The sequence below is a fragment of the Spirillospora sp. CA-108201 genome, assembly GCF_050936235.1.
Classification (GTDB): domain Bacteria; phylum Actinomycetota; class Actinomycetes; order Streptosporangiales; family Streptosporangiaceae; genus Spirillospora.
Window position 1 is genome coordinate 1,684,024 of sequence record NZ_JBNJNE010000001.1, and the last position, 15,773, is coordinate 1,699,796.

General features: G+C 72.4%; 17 protein-coding genes and 1 riboswitch. Of the genes, 12 read left to right on the top strand and 5 right to left on the bottom strand.

What is annotated here, in order from left to right; all coding sequences use genetic code 11:
• Nucleotides 1-33: 33 nt before the first annotated feature.
• Nucleotides 34-1,200 (bottom strand): sensor histidine kinase, encoded by a 1,167-nt coding sequence (locus ACQEU6_RS08270; protein WP_499330251.1) that lies wholly within the window; start codon nucleotides 1,198-1,200, stop codon nucleotides 34-36.
• A 192-nt stretch (nucleotides 1,201-1,392) separates the two neighbouring features.
• Between ACQEU6_RS08270 and ACQEU6_RS08275 the strand changes: the two genes are divergently transcribed.
• The 3 genes from ACQEU6_RS08275 to ACQEU6_RS08285 all read left to right on the top strand — a co-directional run bounded on the left by ACQEU6_RS08275 (nucleotide 1,393) and on the right by ACQEU6_RS08285 (nucleotide 5,045).
• Nucleotides 1,393-2,349, top strand: a complete 957-nt coding sequence (locus ACQEU6_RS08275) for a hypothetical protein (protein WP_499330254.1) — start codon at nucleotides 1,393-1,395, stop codon at nucleotides 2,347-2,349.
• A gap of 49 nt (nucleotides 2,350-2,398) precedes the next feature.
• A riboswitch (TPP riboswitch) is annotated at nucleotides 2,399-2,512 on the top strand.
• Nucleotides 2,508-4,274: a phosphomethylpyrimidine synthase ThiC gene (gene thiC / locus ACQEU6_RS08280; protein WP_499330258.1), complete on the top strand. Its 1,767-nt coding sequence runs from the start codon at nucleotides 2,508-2,510 to the stop codon at nucleotides 4,272-4,274. Its footprint overlaps the riboswitch before it by 5 nt.
• A 174-nt stretch (nucleotides 4,275-4,448) precedes the next feature.
• The gene (locus ACQEU6_RS08285; RefSeq protein ID WP_499330259.1) at nucleotides 4,449-5,045 is read left to right on the top strand and encodes a TetR/AcrR family transcriptional regulator; all 597 of its coding nucleotides are present in this window, start codon (nucleotides 4,449-4,451) and stop codon (nucleotides 5,043-5,045) included.
• 7 nt (nucleotides 5,046-5,052) lie between these two features.
• On the opposite strand, the gene ACQEU6_RS08290 is transcribed toward ACQEU6_RS08285, so the two are convergent.
• Nucleotides 5,053-5,889, bottom strand: coding sequence for a metallophosphoesterase family protein (locus ACQEU6_RS08290; RefSeq protein ID WP_499330261.1), 837 nt, complete (start codon nucleotides 5,887-5,889; stop codon nucleotides 5,053-5,055).
• Nucleotides 5,890-6,065: 176 nt separating this feature from the next.
• Here ACQEU6_RS08290 and ACQEU6_RS08295 point away from each other — a divergent pair, with 176 nt between their 5' ends.
• Entirely contained in the window at nucleotides 6,066-7,043 is a 978-nt protein-coding gene (locus ACQEU6_RS08295; protein WP_499330265.1) for a DUF1838 family protein, read from the top strand.
• 55 nt (nucleotides 7,044-7,098) lie between these two features.
• Here the strand turns inward: ACQEU6_RS08295 and ACQEU6_RS08300 are convergent, their stop codons facing one another.
• The gene (locus tag ACQEU6_RS08300; protein ID WP_499330268.1) at nucleotides 7,099-7,602 is read right to left on the bottom strand and encodes an anthrone oxygenase family protein; all 504 of its coding nucleotides are present in this window, start codon (nucleotides 7,600-7,602) and stop codon (nucleotides 7,099-7,101) included.
• A gap of 17 nt (nucleotides 7,603-7,619) precedes the next feature.
• Nucleotides 7,620-8,468: an NAD(P)H-binding protein gene (locus ACQEU6_RS08305; protein WP_499330270.1), complete on the bottom strand. Its 849-nt coding sequence runs from the start codon at nucleotides 8,466-8,468 to the stop codon at nucleotides 7,620-7,622.
• A gap of 82 nt (nucleotides 8,469-8,550) precedes the next feature.
• Here ACQEU6_RS08305 and ACQEU6_RS08310 point away from each other — a divergent pair, with 82 nt between their 5' ends.
• Nucleotides 8,551-9,492, top strand: coding sequence for an AraC family transcriptional regulator (locus tag ACQEU6_RS08310; RefSeq protein ID WP_499330273.1), 942 nt, complete (start codon nucleotides 8,551-8,553; stop codon nucleotides 9,490-9,492).
• Nucleotides 9,493-9,510: 18 nt separating this feature from the next.
• Here the strand turns inward: ACQEU6_RS08310 and ACQEU6_RS08315 are convergent, their stop codons facing one another.
• The gene (locus ACQEU6_RS08315) at nucleotides 9,511-10,167 is read right to left on the bottom strand and encodes a hypothetical protein (RefSeq protein WP_499330276.1); all 657 of its coding nucleotides are present in this window, start codon (nucleotides 10,165-10,167) and stop codon (nucleotides 9,511-9,513) included.
• 46 nt (nucleotides 10,168-10,213) lie between these two features.
• Here ACQEU6_RS08315 and ACQEU6_RS08320 point away from each other — a divergent pair, with 46 nt between their 5' ends.
• The 7 genes from ACQEU6_RS08320 to ACQEU6_RS08350 all read left to right on the top strand — a co-directional run bounded on the left by ACQEU6_RS08320 (nucleotide 10,214) and on the right by ACQEU6_RS08350 (nucleotide 15,622).
• On the top strand, nucleotides 10,214-10,690 hold the full coding sequence (locus ACQEU6_RS08320; RefSeq protein WP_499330279.1) for a hypothetical protein: 477 nt from the start codon (nucleotides 10,214-10,216) through the stop codon (nucleotides 10,688-10,690).
• Nucleotides 10,687-10,974, top strand: a complete 288-nt coding sequence (locus tag ACQEU6_RS08325; RefSeq protein ID WP_499330282.1) for a hypothetical protein — start codon at nucleotides 10,687-10,689, stop codon at nucleotides 10,972-10,974. The genes ACQEU6_RS08320 and ACQEU6_RS08325 overlap by 4 nt, the downstream gene beginning before the upstream one ends.
• Nucleotides 10,971-12,119 carry a hypothetical protein gene (locus ACQEU6_RS08330; protein ID WP_499330286.1) on the top strand — a complete coding sequence of 383 codons (1,149 nt, stop codon included), beginning with the start codon at nucleotides 10,971-10,973 and terminating at the stop codon, nucleotides 12,117-12,119. Before ACQEU6_RS08325 ends, ACQEU6_RS08330 begins: the two co-directional genes overlap by 4 nt.
• Nucleotides 12,112-12,507 (top strand): hypothetical protein, encoded by a 396-nt coding sequence (locus ACQEU6_RS08335; protein ID WP_499330288.1) that lies wholly within the window; start codon nucleotides 12,112-12,114, stop codon nucleotides 12,505-12,507. Before ACQEU6_RS08330 ends, ACQEU6_RS08335 begins: the two co-directional genes overlap by 8 nt.
• A 414-nt stretch (nucleotides 12,508-12,921) precedes the next feature.
• Entirely contained in the window at nucleotides 12,922-13,266 is a 345-nt protein-coding gene (locus ACQEU6_RS08340; RefSeq protein WP_499330289.1) for a DUF3846 domain-containing protein, read from the top strand.
• A gap of 83 nt (nucleotides 13,267-13,349) precedes the next feature.
• Entirely contained in the window at nucleotides 13,350-14,315 is a 966-nt protein-coding gene (locus ACQEU6_RS08345; RefSeq protein WP_499330294.1) for a phosphoadenosine phosphosulfate reductase domain-containing protein, read from the top strand.
• Entirely contained in the window at nucleotides 14,312-15,622 is a 1,311-nt protein-coding gene (locus tag ACQEU6_RS08350) for a hypothetical protein (RefSeq protein WP_499330299.1), read from the top strand. Before ACQEU6_RS08345 ends, ACQEU6_RS08350 begins: the two co-directional genes overlap by 4 nt.
• Nucleotides 15,623-15,773: the final 151 nt, after the last annotated feature.

Below are 15,773 nucleotides of genomic sequence, written 5' to 3' on the forward strand. Positions count from 1 at the left end.
ACGGGCGGCACCCGTTCGCGGCGGGGCCGCGGGTCACGCCCGGCGCGGGACGGCGGCGTCCACCAGCGGGAGGACGGCGGTGACGACGAACCCGCCGGACGCGCCCGGGCCCGCGTCCAGCGTCCCGCCCACACTGCGCGCCCGCTCGATCATCCCGAGGATCCCGAACCCCTCGGGCGGGCCGCCGGACGGCCCCCTGCCGTCGTCGGCGACCCGGACGACGAGCCCCCCGCCGTCGCGCGCCAGGCTCACCGTCGCGCGCCGCGCGGCGGCGTGCTTGACAATGTTGGTCAGGGCCTCCTGGACGATCCGGTACGCCGCGACGCCCGTCTCCGGGGGCAGCGTCCCGACGTCCCCGTCCCGCAGGTCGACGTCGACGCCGCTGCCGCGCGCCGCGTCCACGAGGCCGGCGACCGCGTGGAGGCCGGGCAGCGTCCCGGGGGCGCCGACGTCCGTGCCGCGCAGGACCTGGAGCGTGCCGCGCAGCTCGGTCCGGGCGTCCCGGCACGTCGCGGCGATGGAGGCGAGCGCGCCGGCCAGCTCCTCGCGGTCCAGCGGCCGGTCCCCGCGCACGAGGTGGGCCGCGGCGCCGGCCTGGACGCCGATCAGGGTGATGCTGTGCGCGAGGAGGTCGTGCAGGTCGCGGGCGATCCGCAGGCGCTCCTCGGCGACCCGCCGCCGCGCCTCCTCCTCCCGCGTGCGCTCGGCGCGCTCGGCCCGCTCGGTGATCGTCGCGAGCCGCGCCCGGTGCACCCGCCACACCTGGACGGCGATGACGACCGACACCACGGCCTCGATCACCGCGATCTGCTCGCGCAGGGAGCCGCCGCCCGCCCGCATCGCCATGCCGACCACGCAGACGGTGAGCAGGAACGCGACGACGCCGAGGACGAGGCGCACCCGGCGCCCGAGCACCGCGTAGGCGAACAGCGCGACCACCTCGGCGGGCACCAGCGCGTGGTGCTGGTACTGCGCCAGGTGGTAGGGCAGCACCAGGACCACCAGCGCGAGCAGGGCCGGGGTCGGCCACCGCCGGATCACCGCGAGCGGGACATGCGCCGCGACCAGCAGCAGCGCGCCCGCCGCGTCCAGGTCCCGGACGCCCGGCCACAGCAGGGCGGCCGCGGCCGCGGCCCCCGCCAGCGCCGACGCCGCGAGGGCGTCCTTCACCGTCACGTCGACCCGGGGCACCGTCAGCACGCGCCCATTGTCCCCCACCGGCGCGATCTCCGCGCAGCGGCCGGCGCCCCGGCCGGATGATCTTCTCGGGCAGCCCTCGGCGGGGCCGGAGGCCCGTCCTATAGTTCTGCAGACCCCGTCACGAAGGGCCGACAGTTGTCCGTCCCCCCGCCTTCTGTCCCCCCGCCCGCCGTCCCCCCGCCCGAACTCCGGATGACGCTGGGCGCGCGCGCCTACCGGCGGCCGCTGCGCGTCCTGCTCGCCGCGGCGGCGGCCGGCGCCGCCCTCGTGATCTTCGAGCCCGACCGGGCCCGCCAGGCCCTGGCGCTCTGCGGCGTCGGCTGCCTCCTCGCCGCCCTCTGGGCCGCCCGCCTGCACCGGACCCGCCTGATCGTGACCATCGGCGAGAAGGGCGTGGGCCTGCGCCGCGGCGGGCGTGAGGCCGCCGTCCCGGCCGAGGCCGTGGACGCGGTGGGGATCAGGTGGCCCGTCGGCGACCCGGTGTGGACGCTCTGGTTCGACCCGGAGCGGGCGCCGGGCGTCGAGGCCGTCGCCGAGGTCGACGGGAGGTCGGCGACCCTGCTCAGGGGCGGGTCGCTTCCGTCCGGCTGGCTCCCGGCCGTCCGGACCGCGACCGCGGACGTCCTCGGCGCCCGCTGGTGCGTCGTCGACGACGAGGGCGGGGAGGTGCCGCCGCCTCAGGACGGCGCCCTGGTCCGAGCCCGCCACGTCGTCGTGGACGGCGCGGGCCGGTACCGCGAACCGGGCGCCGGCGCGGTCCTCGCCGTGCCCTGCGGACGGAGCGGCGGCCGGACCATCGTGCTGCGCGACCCCCATGCCTCGGTGCTGCTGGTGGTCCGGGGCCCGTCCCGGCTGCCGGGCCGCGACCGCGTGCGCGTCCTCGACGCGGACGGCCGCCCCCTCGGATACGTGCGCGGCAGCCGCGAGCCGTCCTTCCACACCACCGGCGGGACGCTTCTCGGCAGCACCCGCGCGACGGCCGACGGCCACGTCGTCACCGGCATCGACGGCCGCCGCTCCGCCACGCTGCGGAACGGCGGCGGCGACGGCGGGGCCCCCGTGGAGCTGGAGCGGTCGCCGTCCGCCCCGGAGCCGCTCCGCACCCTGGTCCTCGCCCTGCCCGTCGCGCTCCGCGCGGGCGCGTTCTAGCCCATGGGCGGCGGTTGCGGCAACCGGGGCGGCCCGGGTTAACGTCGTGGCGACAGATCGCGGGGGCCCGGCGAACCGGGCTGAGATAGCGGCTGGGACGGCCGCTGACCGCATGAACCTGACCGGGTAATGCCGGCGTAGGGAGAGATCGAGTCGTCATGACCGAACCTGTGGTTCCAGCTGCCCGCAAGACCTACCTCCAGGGCTCCCGCCCGGAGATCCGGGTCCCGATGCGGGAGGTGCCGCTGACCAACGGCGACGCCGTCGTCCTGTACGACACGTCAGGGCCGTACACCGACCCCGAGCAGCAGACCGACGTACGCGGGGGGCTGCCGCCGCTGCGGGAGGCCTGGATCGCCGAGCGCGGCGACACCGCCCCCTACGAGGGGCGGGCGGCGCGCCCCGAGGACGACGGGCGCCGGCCGTCGTCCCCCGCGCCGCCCGGGGGCGCGGGAGGACGCCTCCCCCTGGCCGACGGCGAGGGCGCCCTGCCGCGGCGCCCGCGGCGCGCCACCGGCGGCGCGGTGACCCAGCGCGCCTACGCGCGGCGCGGGGAGATCACGCCGGAGATGGAGTTCGCCGCGCTGCGCGAGGGCGTGGCCCCCGAGTTCGTCCGCGACGAGCTCGCCGCCGGGCGCGCGGTGCTGCCCGCCAACGTCAACCATCCCGAGATCGAGCCGATGGTCATCGGGCGCAACTTCCTCGTCAAGGTCAACGCCAACATCGGCAACTCGGCGGTCGCCTCCTCGATCGAGGACGAGGTCGAGAAGATGACCTGGGCGACCCGCTGGGGCGCCGACACGATCATGGATCTGTCGACGGGCCGCGACATCCACACCACGCGCGAGTGGATCCTGCGCAACTCGCCCGTGCCGGTCGGGACCGTCCCGCTGTACCAGGCGGTGGAGAAGGTCGGCGGCGACCCCGCGGAGCTCACCTACGAGGTCTTCCGCGACACCGTGATCGAGCAGGCGGAGCAGGGGGTGGACTACATGACCGTCCACGCCGGGGTGCTGCTGTCCTACGTGCCGCTGACGGCGCGGCGCAGGACGGGGATCGTGTCGCGGGGCGGATCGATCATGGCGGCGTGGTGCCTGGCGCACCACGAGGAGAACTTCCTCTACACCCGCTTCGAGGAGCTGTGCGAGATCTTCGCCGCCTACGACGTGACCTGGTCGCTCGGGGACGGGCTGCGGCCCGGCTCCATTGCGGACGCCAACGACGAGGCCCAGTTCGCCGAGCTGCGCACCCAGGGCGAGCTGACGCGGATCGCGGCGCGGTTCGGCAACCAGGTGATGAACGAGGGCCCCGGGCACGTCCCGATGCACAAGATCAAGGAGAACGTGGACCTGCAGCAGGAGTGGTGCGACGGGGCGCCCTTCTACACGCTCGGACCGCTGACCACCGACATCGCGCCCGGCTACGACCACATCACCTCGGCCATCGGCGCGGCGATGATCGGCTGGCACGGCACCGCGATGCTCTGCTATGTCACCCCGAAGGAGCATCTCGGGCTGCCGGACCGCGAGGACGTCAAGGCCGGCGTGATCGCCTACAAGATCGCGGCGCACGCCGCCGACCTCGCCAAGGGCCATCCCGGCGCGCAGGCGTGGGACGACGCGCTGTCGGAGGCGCGGTTCGACTTCCGCTGGGAGGACCAGTTCAACCTGTCCCTGGACCCGGGCACCGCCCGCGCCTTCCATGACGCGACGCTCCCGGCGGCGCCGGCGAAGACCGCGCACTTCTGCTCGATGTGCGGCCCGCACTTCTGCTCCATGAAGATCACGCGGGACGTGCGGCGGTTCGCGGCCGAGCGCGGCCTCGCCGACGGGGAGGCCCTCGCCGCCGGGATGCGGGAGAAGGCCGAGGAGTTCAGGGCCGCCGGCGGCCGGCTGAACCTCCCGGTCACGCGCGCCGACGCCTGACCGCCCCCGGGGGGCCGCGGCCGGACCCGCCGCGCAGGGCGCGCGGCGGGTCCGGGCGCATCCGGGCGCGGGTCGCGGCGGCGACGCGGATAGAATCTAAGGACCGTTCCAAAGCCGCGGATCCTCCCGATCGCCGCAGGCCCGTTCCACCCCCGGGAAGGATCGAAGACGCAGGTGACCAGCGACGACACGCCGAGGGCGCGCCCGGTGCGGGCCGACGTGCGCCGCAATCGCGCGCGGCTGCTCGCCGCGGCGCGCGAGACCTTCCAGGCCCAGGGCGCGGGCGCCTCCCTCGAGGGCGTCGCGCGGCTCGCGGGCGTCGGCATCGGCACGCTCTACCGCCACTTCCCCACCCGCCAGGACCTCCTGGAGGCGGTGCTCGCCGACGTCTACACCGGACTGGCCTCGGCCGCCCGCGACCTGCTGGACTCCCCCTTCCCCGGCGAGGCCCTGCTGACCTGGCTCCGGACGTTCGTCTCGGAGATCACCGCCTTCCCGGGCATGGCGGCCTCGGCGATGGTGTCGCTGCGCGACCCCCGGCTGGACCCCTTCGGCTCCCGGGCGGCCATGTCCGAGGCGGGCGAAGCGCTGCTCGTCCGCGCGCAGCGCGCCGGGGACGCGCCCGCCGGCGCGGCGTTCGGCGACGTGCTGCGGCTCGCGGGCGCGATCGCGACGGTCGCCGAGCGCGACCCGGACGCCGCCGCCCGGCTGCTGTCGCTCAGCGCCGCCGGCGTGGCGCCGGGCGGGGTCCGCCAGGGGCCGGTCAGCTAGGGCCCGGTCAGCTCGTCTCGGGGACGGGCAGGATCCGGCGGGGGCCGGGCGGCGCGTCGCCGCGCCGGCGCCACTCGCGCGGGTAGCCGACCGACACCTCGATGTGCGGCACGCCGCCGGTCCAGATCGTCCTGGGGATGTGCAGGTGCCCGTACACGACGGACACCGCCCCGAACCGGCCGTGCCAGTCGGCGGTGCGCTCGGTGCCGCACCACTGGGCGAACTCCGGGTACCAGAGGACGCGGGTGGGTTCGCGGACGAGCGGCCAGTGGTTGACGAGCACGGTCCGCGTCCCGGGTGCCAGGTCGGACAGGCGTCGCTCGGTGTAGGCGATCCTGGCGTCGCACCAGGCGTCGCGGCCGGGATAGGGGTCGGGGTGCAGGTAGACCTCGTCGGTGCACACGACGCCGGCCTCGTGCGCGGCCTCAAGGGCCTCTTCCTTGCTGGACGTCCCGTCGGGCCGGAACGTGTAGTCGTACAGGATGAACAGCGGCGCCACTGTGACGGCGCCGTCCGGGCCGGTCCAGACGGGATACGGGTCCTCGGGGGTCAGCACGCCCAGGGCGCGGCACATCTCGACGAGCCGGCGGTAGCGGGCCTCGCCGCGCAGCTGCACGGGGTCGCCCTTGACGGTCCACAGCTCGTGGTTGCCGGGCACCCACAGCACGGTCGCATAGCGCTCGCCGAGGGTGCGCAGGGTCCACTCGACGTCGTCGAAGCGCTCGCCGACGTCGCCCGCCACGATCAGCCAGTCGTCCTCGGACGCGGGCCGCAGGCCCTCGACGAACGCGCGGTTCTCCGGGAACCCCACGTGCAGGTCGCTGATCGCGTAGACGCCGCCCATCCAGCGATCGTAAGCCCCGCCGCGGCCCGCCCGCCGGTGCGGTCCTCGTCCCGCGGAGCTCCGCCCGGGGCGCGCCGCTTCCCGGAGCGTGACTCGGCGGGCCGGGGCTGCTTGCATGACGGCGACAGTCCCCCGCCATCTCCCCGCCATCCCCAGCCATCCCCCAGGGAGCCCCGATGCGACGCCGAATGACGGCCGCGCTCGCCGGCGCGGCCGCCGCGTGCCTGCTGTGGTCGGTGCCGGGCGCGGCCGCCGCCCGCCCGGCCTACGGCCCGTCCGACCCCGGTCCGCTGTACGCGCAGGTCAAGGACCGCGACACCCGGTTGCAACTGCAGGTGCTCGGGCGCCCGGACGGCCGGGACATGCTGTACCGGATCTCGGGCTTCGTGTACGTGGACGCGCCGGGCGACACCCTGGCGCCGGCGCTGCGGCACGGGACGAGGCTGTTCGGCTTCGAGGGCTACAACATCCGCCGCCTCTACCGGGAGCCGGGCACCGACCGGCTGTACCAGCTCAGCCGCGAGATTGTTTTCTACACCGACCCGCAGGACCCGGCGAGAGTGCTGAGGGAATGGCGCAACCCGCTGGACGGCAGGACCTATCCGCTGGTCCCGGTGAACAACGACGACGTCGATCTCGGGCCGTTCCCGATCACGCCGGACTTCAGGCTCGGACCGCTGACGGAGGTCCAGCGCAATCTCGCCCAGGTGTCGGACATCCCGCCGCGCACCGATGTGAAGGCGCTGACGGGCGACGGCTTCGGCCTGCCCGGCGGGATCTACACCGCCTGGGAGATGTTCGACTTCTACATCGGGAAGCGGGAGGCCGCGCGCCGGGCGCACGGTGTCCCGAAGGGCGCGATGGAGGTGGCCGCCAGCTGGACGCGGACCAGCCCGTTCATCCCGTCGATGTGCGTCGCGGACAAGGACGTGCGGGCCCGGCTGACGTTCCACGCCCGGAGTTGGACCCTCGGTTCCTGGGACGAGCTGGAGCCGTGGCTGAAGGCGGAGGTCCGGCGGGACCATCCGCTCTACCGGAGGGCCCCCGACGCCCCGGCGCGGTCGGAGACCTCCTGGACGTCCTTCTACCGCAAGCAGCTCCAGAACGGCGCCCTGACATGGGCTGAATGGTGCGCGAAGAACGGCGGGCAGTGACACGGAGAGGCCCGTGCTCCCTTCCTGAGCACGGGCCTCTCGCAGGTCCGCCGGATCAGCCGTTCCTGCCCCAGACGTAGACGCCCAGGCTCATGGCGAGGAGGCTCGCCCAGCTGAACACGGCGCGGACGGTGTTCCACGCCGTCCAGCGGCCGGAGTAGTCCGCCCAGATCTTCGCCGCCTCGGTCACGTCCTTCGGGATCGTGACGCCGTCCAGGTCGTTGTTCATCGGGATGTTCACCGCGAAGCTCGGAAGGAGCGCGCCCGCGAAGTACAGGCCGGCCGCGGCGAAGAAGAGCAGGGCGGCCGACTTCTGGTCGAGGGTGAGCAGGAGCACCCCCGCTCCCGCGGCCAGCACGGGGACCAGAAGGAACATCGCCACGAAGACCGGGTTCTGGATCCTCTGGTTGATGCCCTGCATGGCGTCGATCGCCGACGCGGGCCGTGCCGCGTTCAGACCGGGCATCACGCCGGTGGAGAAGCCGAAGAACGTTCCGGCCATCCCGGCCGCCATGATGATGGAAAGGGTCGCCGAGACGCCCGCTAGAGAGAATTTCATGATGTCCGTTCCTCGGGTCAGTGGTTCCAGATGCCGCTGGCGGCGGCCTCGCGCGCGTACGCGGAGAAGTCGCGCGGCGGCCGGCCGAGGGCACGCTCGACGCCGTCGGCGGGCCGGGCGTTGCGGCCGTCCAGCACCGTCGTGAACAGGTAGGTCAGCAGGCTGACGGCCTCCTCCGGCACGCCGTGCTCCCGCAGGGCCGCCGCGTTCTCCTCCGCGCCGACGGGAACGAAGGCGATCTCGCGCCCGGCGGCGCGGCCGATCTCGGCGACCGCCTCGGCGAACGTCAGCGCCCGGGGGCCCGTCACCTCGTACACCTCGCCGGCGTGCCCGTCCCGGGTGAGCGCCTCGACCGCCACGTCGGCGATGTCGTCGGCGTCCACGAACGGCTCCGGCACGTCGCCCGCGGGCAGGGCGACCTCACCGGCGCGCACGGGGTCGAGCAGGTAGTCCTCGCTGAAGTTCTGCGCGAACCAGCTCGACCGCACGACCGTCCACGCCAGGCCCGACGCCTGGACTACGCCCTCGCAGTCCCGCGCCTCGGGCTCGCCCCGCCCCGACAGCAGCACCACGCGCCGCACGCCCGCGTCCGCCGCCGCGCCTGTGAACGCGCGGATGGCTTCGGGGGCGCCGGGAACGGCCAGGTCCGGGTAGTAGGAGAGGTAGACGCTCTCGACGTTCCGCAGGACGGGCGCCCAGGTCGACTCGTTCTCCCAGTCGAAGGGCGGCGAGGCCGACCGCGAGCCCATCCGCACCGGGACGTCCCGGGCCTCCAGCCGCTCGACGACGCGGCGGCCGGTCTTGCCGGTGCCGCCGAGGACGAGGGTGAGGCCGCTCTCGATGATGTCGGTCGTGGTGTTCGTCATGCCCTTGAGTCAACAGCCGGGCGGTTCCGGCCACCATCGTTGAGAAGCTCGCCCGCATACGCGAGCGTCTACGCTGGCCTCCATGGACGCCCTGGCCGAACTCCTCGACGGTCCGCGCGCACGGGGAGCGTTCATGCTGCGCTCGACCCTCGCGCCGCCCTGGTCGATCCGGATCCAGGACGAGGCGCCGCTGACCCTGCTCTCCATGGTCAGGGACGAGGCGTGGCTGGTCCCCGACGAGGGCGATCCGCGGCGCGTCGGCCCCGGCGACATGGTCATCTTCCGGGGACCGGACCCCTACACCGTCAGCGACGACCCGGCGACCGCGCCGCAGATCGTCATCCATCCGGGGCAGCGGTGCACCACCCCGGACGGCACGAGCCTGACCGAGGCCATGGACCTCGGCGTCCGCGCCTGGGGCAACGACCCGGACGGGCCGGCGGTCATGCTGATCGGCACCTACCAGTTGCGCGGCGCGGTCACGCAGCGGCTGCTGGCCGCGCTGCCCCCGATGGCGGTCGTCCGCGGCGACACCTGGAGGTCGCCGCTCGTCGCCGTGCTCCAGGAGGAGATCGGCAAGGACGAGCCCGGCCAGGACGTCGTCCTGGACCGGCTCCTCGACCTGCTGCTCATCGCGACGCTGCGCGCCTGGTTCTCCCGCCCGGACGCCGCCGCGCCCGGCTGGTACCGCGCCCACGGCGACCCGGTCGTCGGCCCCGCGCTGCGGCTCCTGCACGACGACCTGGCGCATCCCTGGACGGTCGCGGACCTGGCCGCCGAGGTCGGGGCGTCGCGCGCGGCGCTCGCGCAGCGGTTCGCCAAGCTGGTCGGCGAGCCGCCCATGGCCTACCTCACCGGCGTCCGCCTCGCGCAGGCCGCAGACCTGCTGCGCGAGACGGACGCGACGCTGGAGGCCGTGGCCCGCAGGGTCGGCTACGGCAACGCCTTCGCGCTGAGCACGGCCTTCAAGCGCGAGCGCGGCCTCAGCCCGCAGGAGTACCGCGCCGGGGAAGCGACCGCCTGACCGGCCGGGCGCGGTCCGCTATCGCGGAACGTAGAGGCGGATGTCGTCCACCTGGGCCGATCCCTCGTAGAAGTTCATGTGCGGGTCACCGATCATGAACCTGTCCGGGTAGGCGGACCCGGCCGGCCAGGTGTCGCGGTCGACGAGGGTGCCGCCCGGGCCCGTCCAGGTCCAGTCGGCGTTGAACCGGCCGTCGTACTCGCCGGGCTTCTGGTTGTAGTGCCAGATCGGCTCGCCGTCCTGGACGAACGCGCGCGTGTAGCGCAGGGTCGCCCTGCCCACGTGCGCGAAGACCCCGGACATCTCCATCGTGTAGGCGCCGCCGCGCCGCTCCACCGCGAACGTGTACGGCTCGGCCGGCAGCAGCTCGGGCTTCAGGTCGACGGTCGAGACGATGGCGCCGCCCTTGCGCAGCCCGCACTCGCTCTCCATCAGGTACTCGGTGCCCGGCATCGTCGGGTAGCGGCGGTCGTCGGTCATGAAGATCGCGTTGACGCCGTTGCCCGTACCGGCGGAGTACGGCTCGTACTGCCCGGTCGCCGGGTTGCAGTACAGCAGGCCCGTGCCGGTGTACTTGTACCGGTTGTAGCCGAGGAACCTTGCCTGACCAACATCACGAGTCAGGGAGTTCCTCGATGCGACTCTGCTTCCGATGCGGTGCCGGGCACCGCCCACGCCGTCGGCTCGATGCCGCGCCGACCAGCGTCAACGGCCTCGACCGATGAGGCGCAGTCAGCTCCTCCTGGAGGACGAGACCACGACCGCCGAGCAGTTCGTCGGCGTGACCGCCGACATCACCAACCGCCAGGGCGCCACCTACACCGCCGAGCGGATCCGCGGCTGCAGCGCCGGACGCCTGGTGCTGCGGCACGCCGACACCTGGGTCCAGATCGACGCCGACGACATCACGGCGGCCACCACCCACGATGACATCCCCGCCGCTGCCACGCGCACCGTTCGCGTCGCTGACCGCGGGACCTCCCGCTCCTACGAGGGCGTCACCATCCGGCCGGTCACCCTCGTGTGGACGTGCCCGTACTGCGACCGGCCGCGCGGTGAGCCCCGCAGCAGCCGCATCCCCGAGGACGGCGAGTTCTACTACGCGGACGCGTGGAGCAACCCGTGCGCGCACCTCGACCGGTACAGCCAGGTCCTGGTCGAGGCCGGGGTGCATCTCCTCCAGCCGGTGAAGGCGTGACCACCCGCCAGAAGCAGGAGGGCCGGGTCGAGGAGATGACCGTCCGGATCCCCGACTACGGGCCGGGCCTGCGCGCTCGCCCGCTCGCGGTCACCACGGTCACAGTCAAGACCCGCTGTCCCGTCTGCGGCGGCCCGCGCGGGAAGCCCGCCCCGGTGCTTCGTGGCGCATACGGGCGAACCCATGAGATCGACGTGTGGGCCAACCCGTGCGGCCACGTCGACCTGAACTCCGACGTACTCATCGAGGGGGGCGTGCACCCGCCCTACAAGGACCGGACATGACTCACGAAACCGACGCCCCTGCCGTCCCCGGCGCCGAGGTAGGAGAACGCGTCGTCCTCACAACCGCTTCAGGCCGCGCCCGGCACGCCGGCGTGCTGCTCCCGCCCGTGAAAGCCGGAGAGCCCCACCGAGTCCACACCGACACAGGCAAGGTCCTGCGCCTGGACGGACGGTGGCTCGCCGCCCCCGAGCGGTCGACCGCTGAGCGGCGCAAAGACCGCCGCGTCCAGTACTGCGCCCAGGGCAGGCCCGTCTACCGGCCCGATGATCTGTTTTCGCTCCAACTCGCGACCAAGACCATGCTGAGGACCAGGCTCCGCCGCCGCGCCGCTGAGGGGCAACAGCCGATCGCGTCGTACAAGGTCTACGGCGGGAAGAATTACGCGCCGCTGTACGCGGTGGCCGACACCGAGCGGATGCCGCCGCTGTCGCCAGCGAGGCAGGCCGCGTGGGACCAGGCCCGCACCTGCGCTCGATGCCGCACGACCCAGGCGACGCCGTTCGCCAAGGGTCCCGACGCGCGCCGCTACTGCGAGCGCTGCCACGAGCCTGCGGCCCGCGACTGGTGGGCCGTCCAGCGGACCGAGGGCCGCCGCGCTGCGAGGGCGTGGTCGCGCGGTGTTCTGGACGGCCTCCCGAACGTGGTCCTGCTCAAGGCAACCAGCTTCACAGGCTCGTTCGAGGTCCAGGCCGAGACCCTCGACGGGACGGTGCTGGTCGCTGCGAAGCTGCGTGATCCGCGGTGCACGATCCCCGAGTGGTGGACCGACGAGATGCGCCAGCGCATCGCGGGGCGCTACACCCCCATCGCGGAGGTTCTGGAGCCGCTGCGGGCCCTGGAAGGCTGCCGCCTGGTGACCTGGCGCGGCGGCGTGGAACGCCTCCAGCAGTGCATGCGGCAATACGCCGACGTCGACCTGCCGCTGGCTGTGGAGGACGACCAGGCCGCTCCGCACTACGACGAGTGGATCGGGGAGCCAATCACCCGGACCCACGGCTACCGGTACGCGCATCGCCTTGCCCTTCAGGCGCCGCCCGGCGGGTGGGAGAACCATGTCGCCGGCATCCGCGCCGCGGTGCAGACCATGGCGGCGAGTGAAGCACCGCCCCTGTTCACCGGCGAGCCGGAGACCGGGCGTGGCTGACCGCATCCTTGATTCGGATCCGCGCGTGGAACTGCTCGCGCGCGGCCGCCAGCAGCTCGCGCACAGCTCCGCGCACGTTCCCCGCCCCGCCTGGGAGGAGCTGACGAAGGAGGAGCGCGTCCTCTCGCTGTTGGAGGCCCGCAACTACCTTCAGGCCGCCGTCGGCGCGGGGTTGCTCGACGCTGACGCCGACGATCTTGGCCGTCTCGCGAGTCGAGTGGAGTCGCTGATCGGCGACCTGAACAGGGAGCGGAACCTCCTGTCGCTCCGCGACACCTCCGACCGCACCGCCCTTGTGATGATGCGCCGGTTTATCCAGCGGCTCGAAAAGGTCCTGGTGAATCGCGCGGCGAGGCCGGCAGCGGGGCCGCCGACCGGCGACGCCTGATCGTCCAAGTAGAGAGGAATGCGGCTCTGTGGCAACTCTGATCGCGGTGTATCTCGGCCGGGTGACCGTGAACCGATGCGACTTGAAGTGCTACGGGGCAACCACGGCGCGGGAGCAATGCGAGTGCATTTGCTACGGCATGAACCACGGCGTCGGGCTGGCCCGTGCGGAGGCGAACACGCGGGCCAGCTCTGAGGACTGGGTGGCGCGGTCGCGTCAGGACGGGCTGGAGTTTGACCAGGTAGAGGTGGGGGTGGGGGCGCAGACAGAGCCCCTTTTCTGAGCAGGAGGGCGTGCCGGCTAACCCCGGACAGAATCCAATCCAATTTGCTTACAAGTCTGCCTTGACATGATTATTGGATTGGCTATGGTGGATTGCAGTCACCCCCCACACCCCCTCTCCAAGGAGTCCCTATGTCTTTCTGCCTGGTCATTCCGGCGGACGGCCACACCTACACAGAAACCCTTCCGAATGACCTCCACGACCGATTCGAGGCCATGTACGAGGTGATCGGCAGGGACTGCCACCTGGTGGAGCTGCTGCCACTGTCCGACCAGTTCCTCATGTGGCTCGACGAGGAAGGGCTCCACCGCCCGCAGCCCAACAGCCCGGCCACCATGCTCGCCCAGCGTTTCGGATGGGTCTCGCAGACCTACCACGGCACGGCGATCATCACCGGCCCGGAACTACCGACCGGCCTCGCCGACCTGAGCAAGGAACAGGTGGCCCTCCTCCTGGACCTGATGGCCCGCGCCTGACCCTCTCAAGCCCCCCTCAAGCCCCCTGACGGGTGGTGCCTGCCGACGACAGGCACCACCCGTCAGGGCTCTAAGGAGAGTCCATGGTCCACCGCGACCATCTCGGGCGGGTCATCGCGCGCCCCAGCGGCAACACGATCTTCACCCTCCCCCCGAAAGCGCCCGCCTGCCCCGGACTGAAGCTCACCAGCTACGACACGATCCTCGTCAGCATCTCCGGCGGCAAGGACAGCCAGGCAGCCCTCCACACCACCGTCAAGGCCGCCGAGAAAGCCGGCGTCCTGGACCGGGTGGAGACGGTGTTCGCCGACCTCGGCAAGGCCGACGAGTGGCCCGGCACCCGCGAGCTGGCCACGGACCATGCCGCCGCATACGGGCTGCCCCACCACGTGGTCCACCGCGAGGTCACCGACGCCGACGGGAACCCATGGCAGCAGGGGCTCCTGGAGTACATCGGCTCCCGCTGGCAGCAGAAGTGGCCACTCCCCAACCAGCCCTATTGCCGATCGGAGATGAAACGCGACCCGATCGCCAAGCTCAAGACCCAGATCGCCGCCGATCACCGCGCCGCCGGGATCACCGACCGCCCCGCCAGAATTCTCGAGGTCATGGGCATCCGGGCGCAGGAGTCCGCCCCTCGCAGCAAACAGAAACCCTTCTCGACCCGCGGCGCCGACAGCAACAGCAGACGCCACGTCGACGTGTGGCTGCCGATTCACCATCTCACCGAGGAACAGACGTGGGCGGTGGTCGACGAGGCCGGCACCCGGTGGCACTGGATCTACCTGTTCCTCTCTCGCCTTTCGTGCCGGTTCTGCATCGTCGCGCCGCGAGAGCAGCTCATCCAGGCAGCGCGCCTCGACCCGCAGGGTGCTCGGCAGCGCGCCCGCTTGGCCGAGCGCATGGGGCACGACTTCAAGCACGAGCTGAATCTCTGGGACGTGATCGCTGAGGCCGAAGCGCTTGGCCCGGTCGACACGAGCCGCCTGACTCCAGCGGCACTCGCAGAGCTGGAGATCATGCAAGCGGCGGCGGGAGTCCCGAGGTGACCACGGCGCTGGAGATCCCGGGCCTCTTCATACCGGCGGCGTCGGTCAGGTACGCGACCGGCAGCTGGGACGGCTGGTGGGTCATCAACTACGGGCTCGGTGTCGACAGCACCGCGATCTTGCTGCGGCTGTGCGAGGTGCTCGACGAGCTCGCGGCCGGCACCCGGCAGTCCCTCACGGGTCCCGCCTGCGACGGCGAGGCCTCGCCCGTGCTGCCCGAGGGCCTGGCCGTTGAGCGGCTCGTGATCGTCACTGCCATGACCGGGTCGGAGTGGCCGATCCACCGGAGGCTCGTGGAACAGCACGTGCTGCCGCGGCTGGCCCAGCACGGCATCCGCTATGTCCAGGTCGCCCGGACCGGGCCCCGGAAGGGCCACGGGATCACGGTCCTAGACGACTCGCGGACGCCGTCACGCCTGCACATGGATGGGACGTACCGGCTATACGAAGAGATGGTCACGGCCGGCACGATCCCTCAGCTCGGCGGTGCTCGTAAATGCTCCCAGAAAGCGAAGGGGGTCCCCGCTGATGAGGCGATCGCCCTTGTCACCGGCGGGAAGCCGTACCGGCAGATCATGGGGTACGAGGTCAGCGAGTCCACCAGGTGCGCCAAGGACACCGCGGCGAACAGCCCTCTGCGGACCGGGGTCTACCCCCTGGTCACCTGGGGGTGGACGCGGGAGATGTGCGAGCTGTACATCCACGAGCGGACCGGCGAATGGTGGCCGAAATCGGCTTGCACCTTCTGTGTCTATGCCTTGGCGAACAGGGAGGGACGCGCACGGGTCCTGGGCGGGTTCGCCGCAGATCCGGCGCTGGCGTGGGAGCCGCTTCTGATGGAGACGGTCGCCGAGGCGCTGAACCCGTCGCAGACGCTGATGGCCGACCGGTCCCTGTACGACCTGATGGCCGCGACGCCGGGGCAGGAGACGGCGCTTCGGCTGTTCGAGGAGCGGGCCCAGGCGGAGCCGTGGGCGGTGGTGGACGTCCGGCGCGCGATCAGCGGGCCAGGCCGGGGAGCACGCGCGATCACTGTGCTGGGTGAAGGCACACGTGCCGATTGCCTCCTGGCGCTGGAGGCTGCCGCCTGCCGGGCCGGGCAGGAAGTCGAAGTGAAGGGGCGGCATCCGCGGCTGTGGCTGCGACGCCGCGCCGATGGGGTATTCCCCACTGCCGAGCATCTGGTGGTGGTCGCGCCGGCGACGGTCCAGGACAAGGTCGGCCCCCAGTTCCCGAAGGCGTGGGAAAAGGCGCTGGCCACTTCGACTTCAGCGGCCGCCCGAGGACCGTTGGAGCTGGTGGTCTGACAAACCCCCATCTTCTCAAATTCAACTCAAGGCTAACTTGCTTTAATTATTTGATTGCACTAATGTGATGGTTGTGAGTGGGGCGCACACCCCTCTCCCCTCCCTTTCTCGGGGGCGGCTCTGTTCCCTAGCCCGCCCGTCCGATCCCAGG

Excerpts from the sequence above, each read along its gene's own strand:
- ACQEU6_RS08275 (WP_499330254.1), top strand. The coding sequence starts at position 1,393 with ATGACGCTGGGCGCGCGCGCCTACCGGCGGCCGCTGCGCGTCCTGCTC.
- thiC (WP_499330258.1), top strand. The coding sequence starts at position 2,508 with ATGACCGAACCTGTGGTTCCAGCTGCCCGCAAGACCTACCTCCAGGGC.
- ACQEU6_RS08290 (WP_499330261.1), bottom strand. The coding sequence starts at position 5,889 with ATGGGCGGCGTCTACGCGATCAGCGACCTGCACGTGGGGTTCCCGGAG.
- ACQEU6_RS08295 (WP_499330265.1), top strand. The coding sequence starts at position 6,066 with ATGCGACGCCGAATGACGGCCGCGCTCGCCGGCGCGGCCGCCGCGTGC.
- ACQEU6_RS08300 (WP_499330268.1), bottom strand. The coding sequence starts at position 7,602 with ATGAAATTCTCTCTAGCGGGCGTCTCGGCGACCCTTTCCATCATCATG.
- ACQEU6_RS08305 (WP_499330270.1), bottom strand. The coding sequence starts at position 8,468 with ATGACGAACACCACGACCGACATCATCGAGAGCGGCCTCACCCTCGTC.
- ACQEU6_RS08310 (WP_499330273.1), top strand. The coding sequence starts at position 8,551 with ATGGACGCCCTGGCCGAACTCCTCGACGGTCCGCGCGCACGGGGAGCG.
- ACQEU6_RS08320 (WP_499330279.1), top strand. The coding sequence starts at position 10,214 with ATGAGGCGCAGTCAGCTCCTCCTGGAGGACGAGACCACGACCGCCGAG.
- ACQEU6_RS08330 (WP_499330286.1), top strand. The coding sequence starts at position 10,971 with ATGACTCACGAAACCGACGCCCCTGCCGTCCCCGGCGCCGAGGTAGGA.
- ACQEU6_RS08340 (WP_499330289.1), top strand. The coding sequence starts at position 12,922 with ATGTCTTTCTGCCTGGTCATTCCGGCGGACGGCCACACCTACACAGAA.
- ACQEU6_RS08345 (WP_499330294.1), top strand. The coding sequence starts at position 13,350 with ATGGTCCACCGCGACCATCTCGGGCGGGTCATCGCGCGCCCCAGCGGC.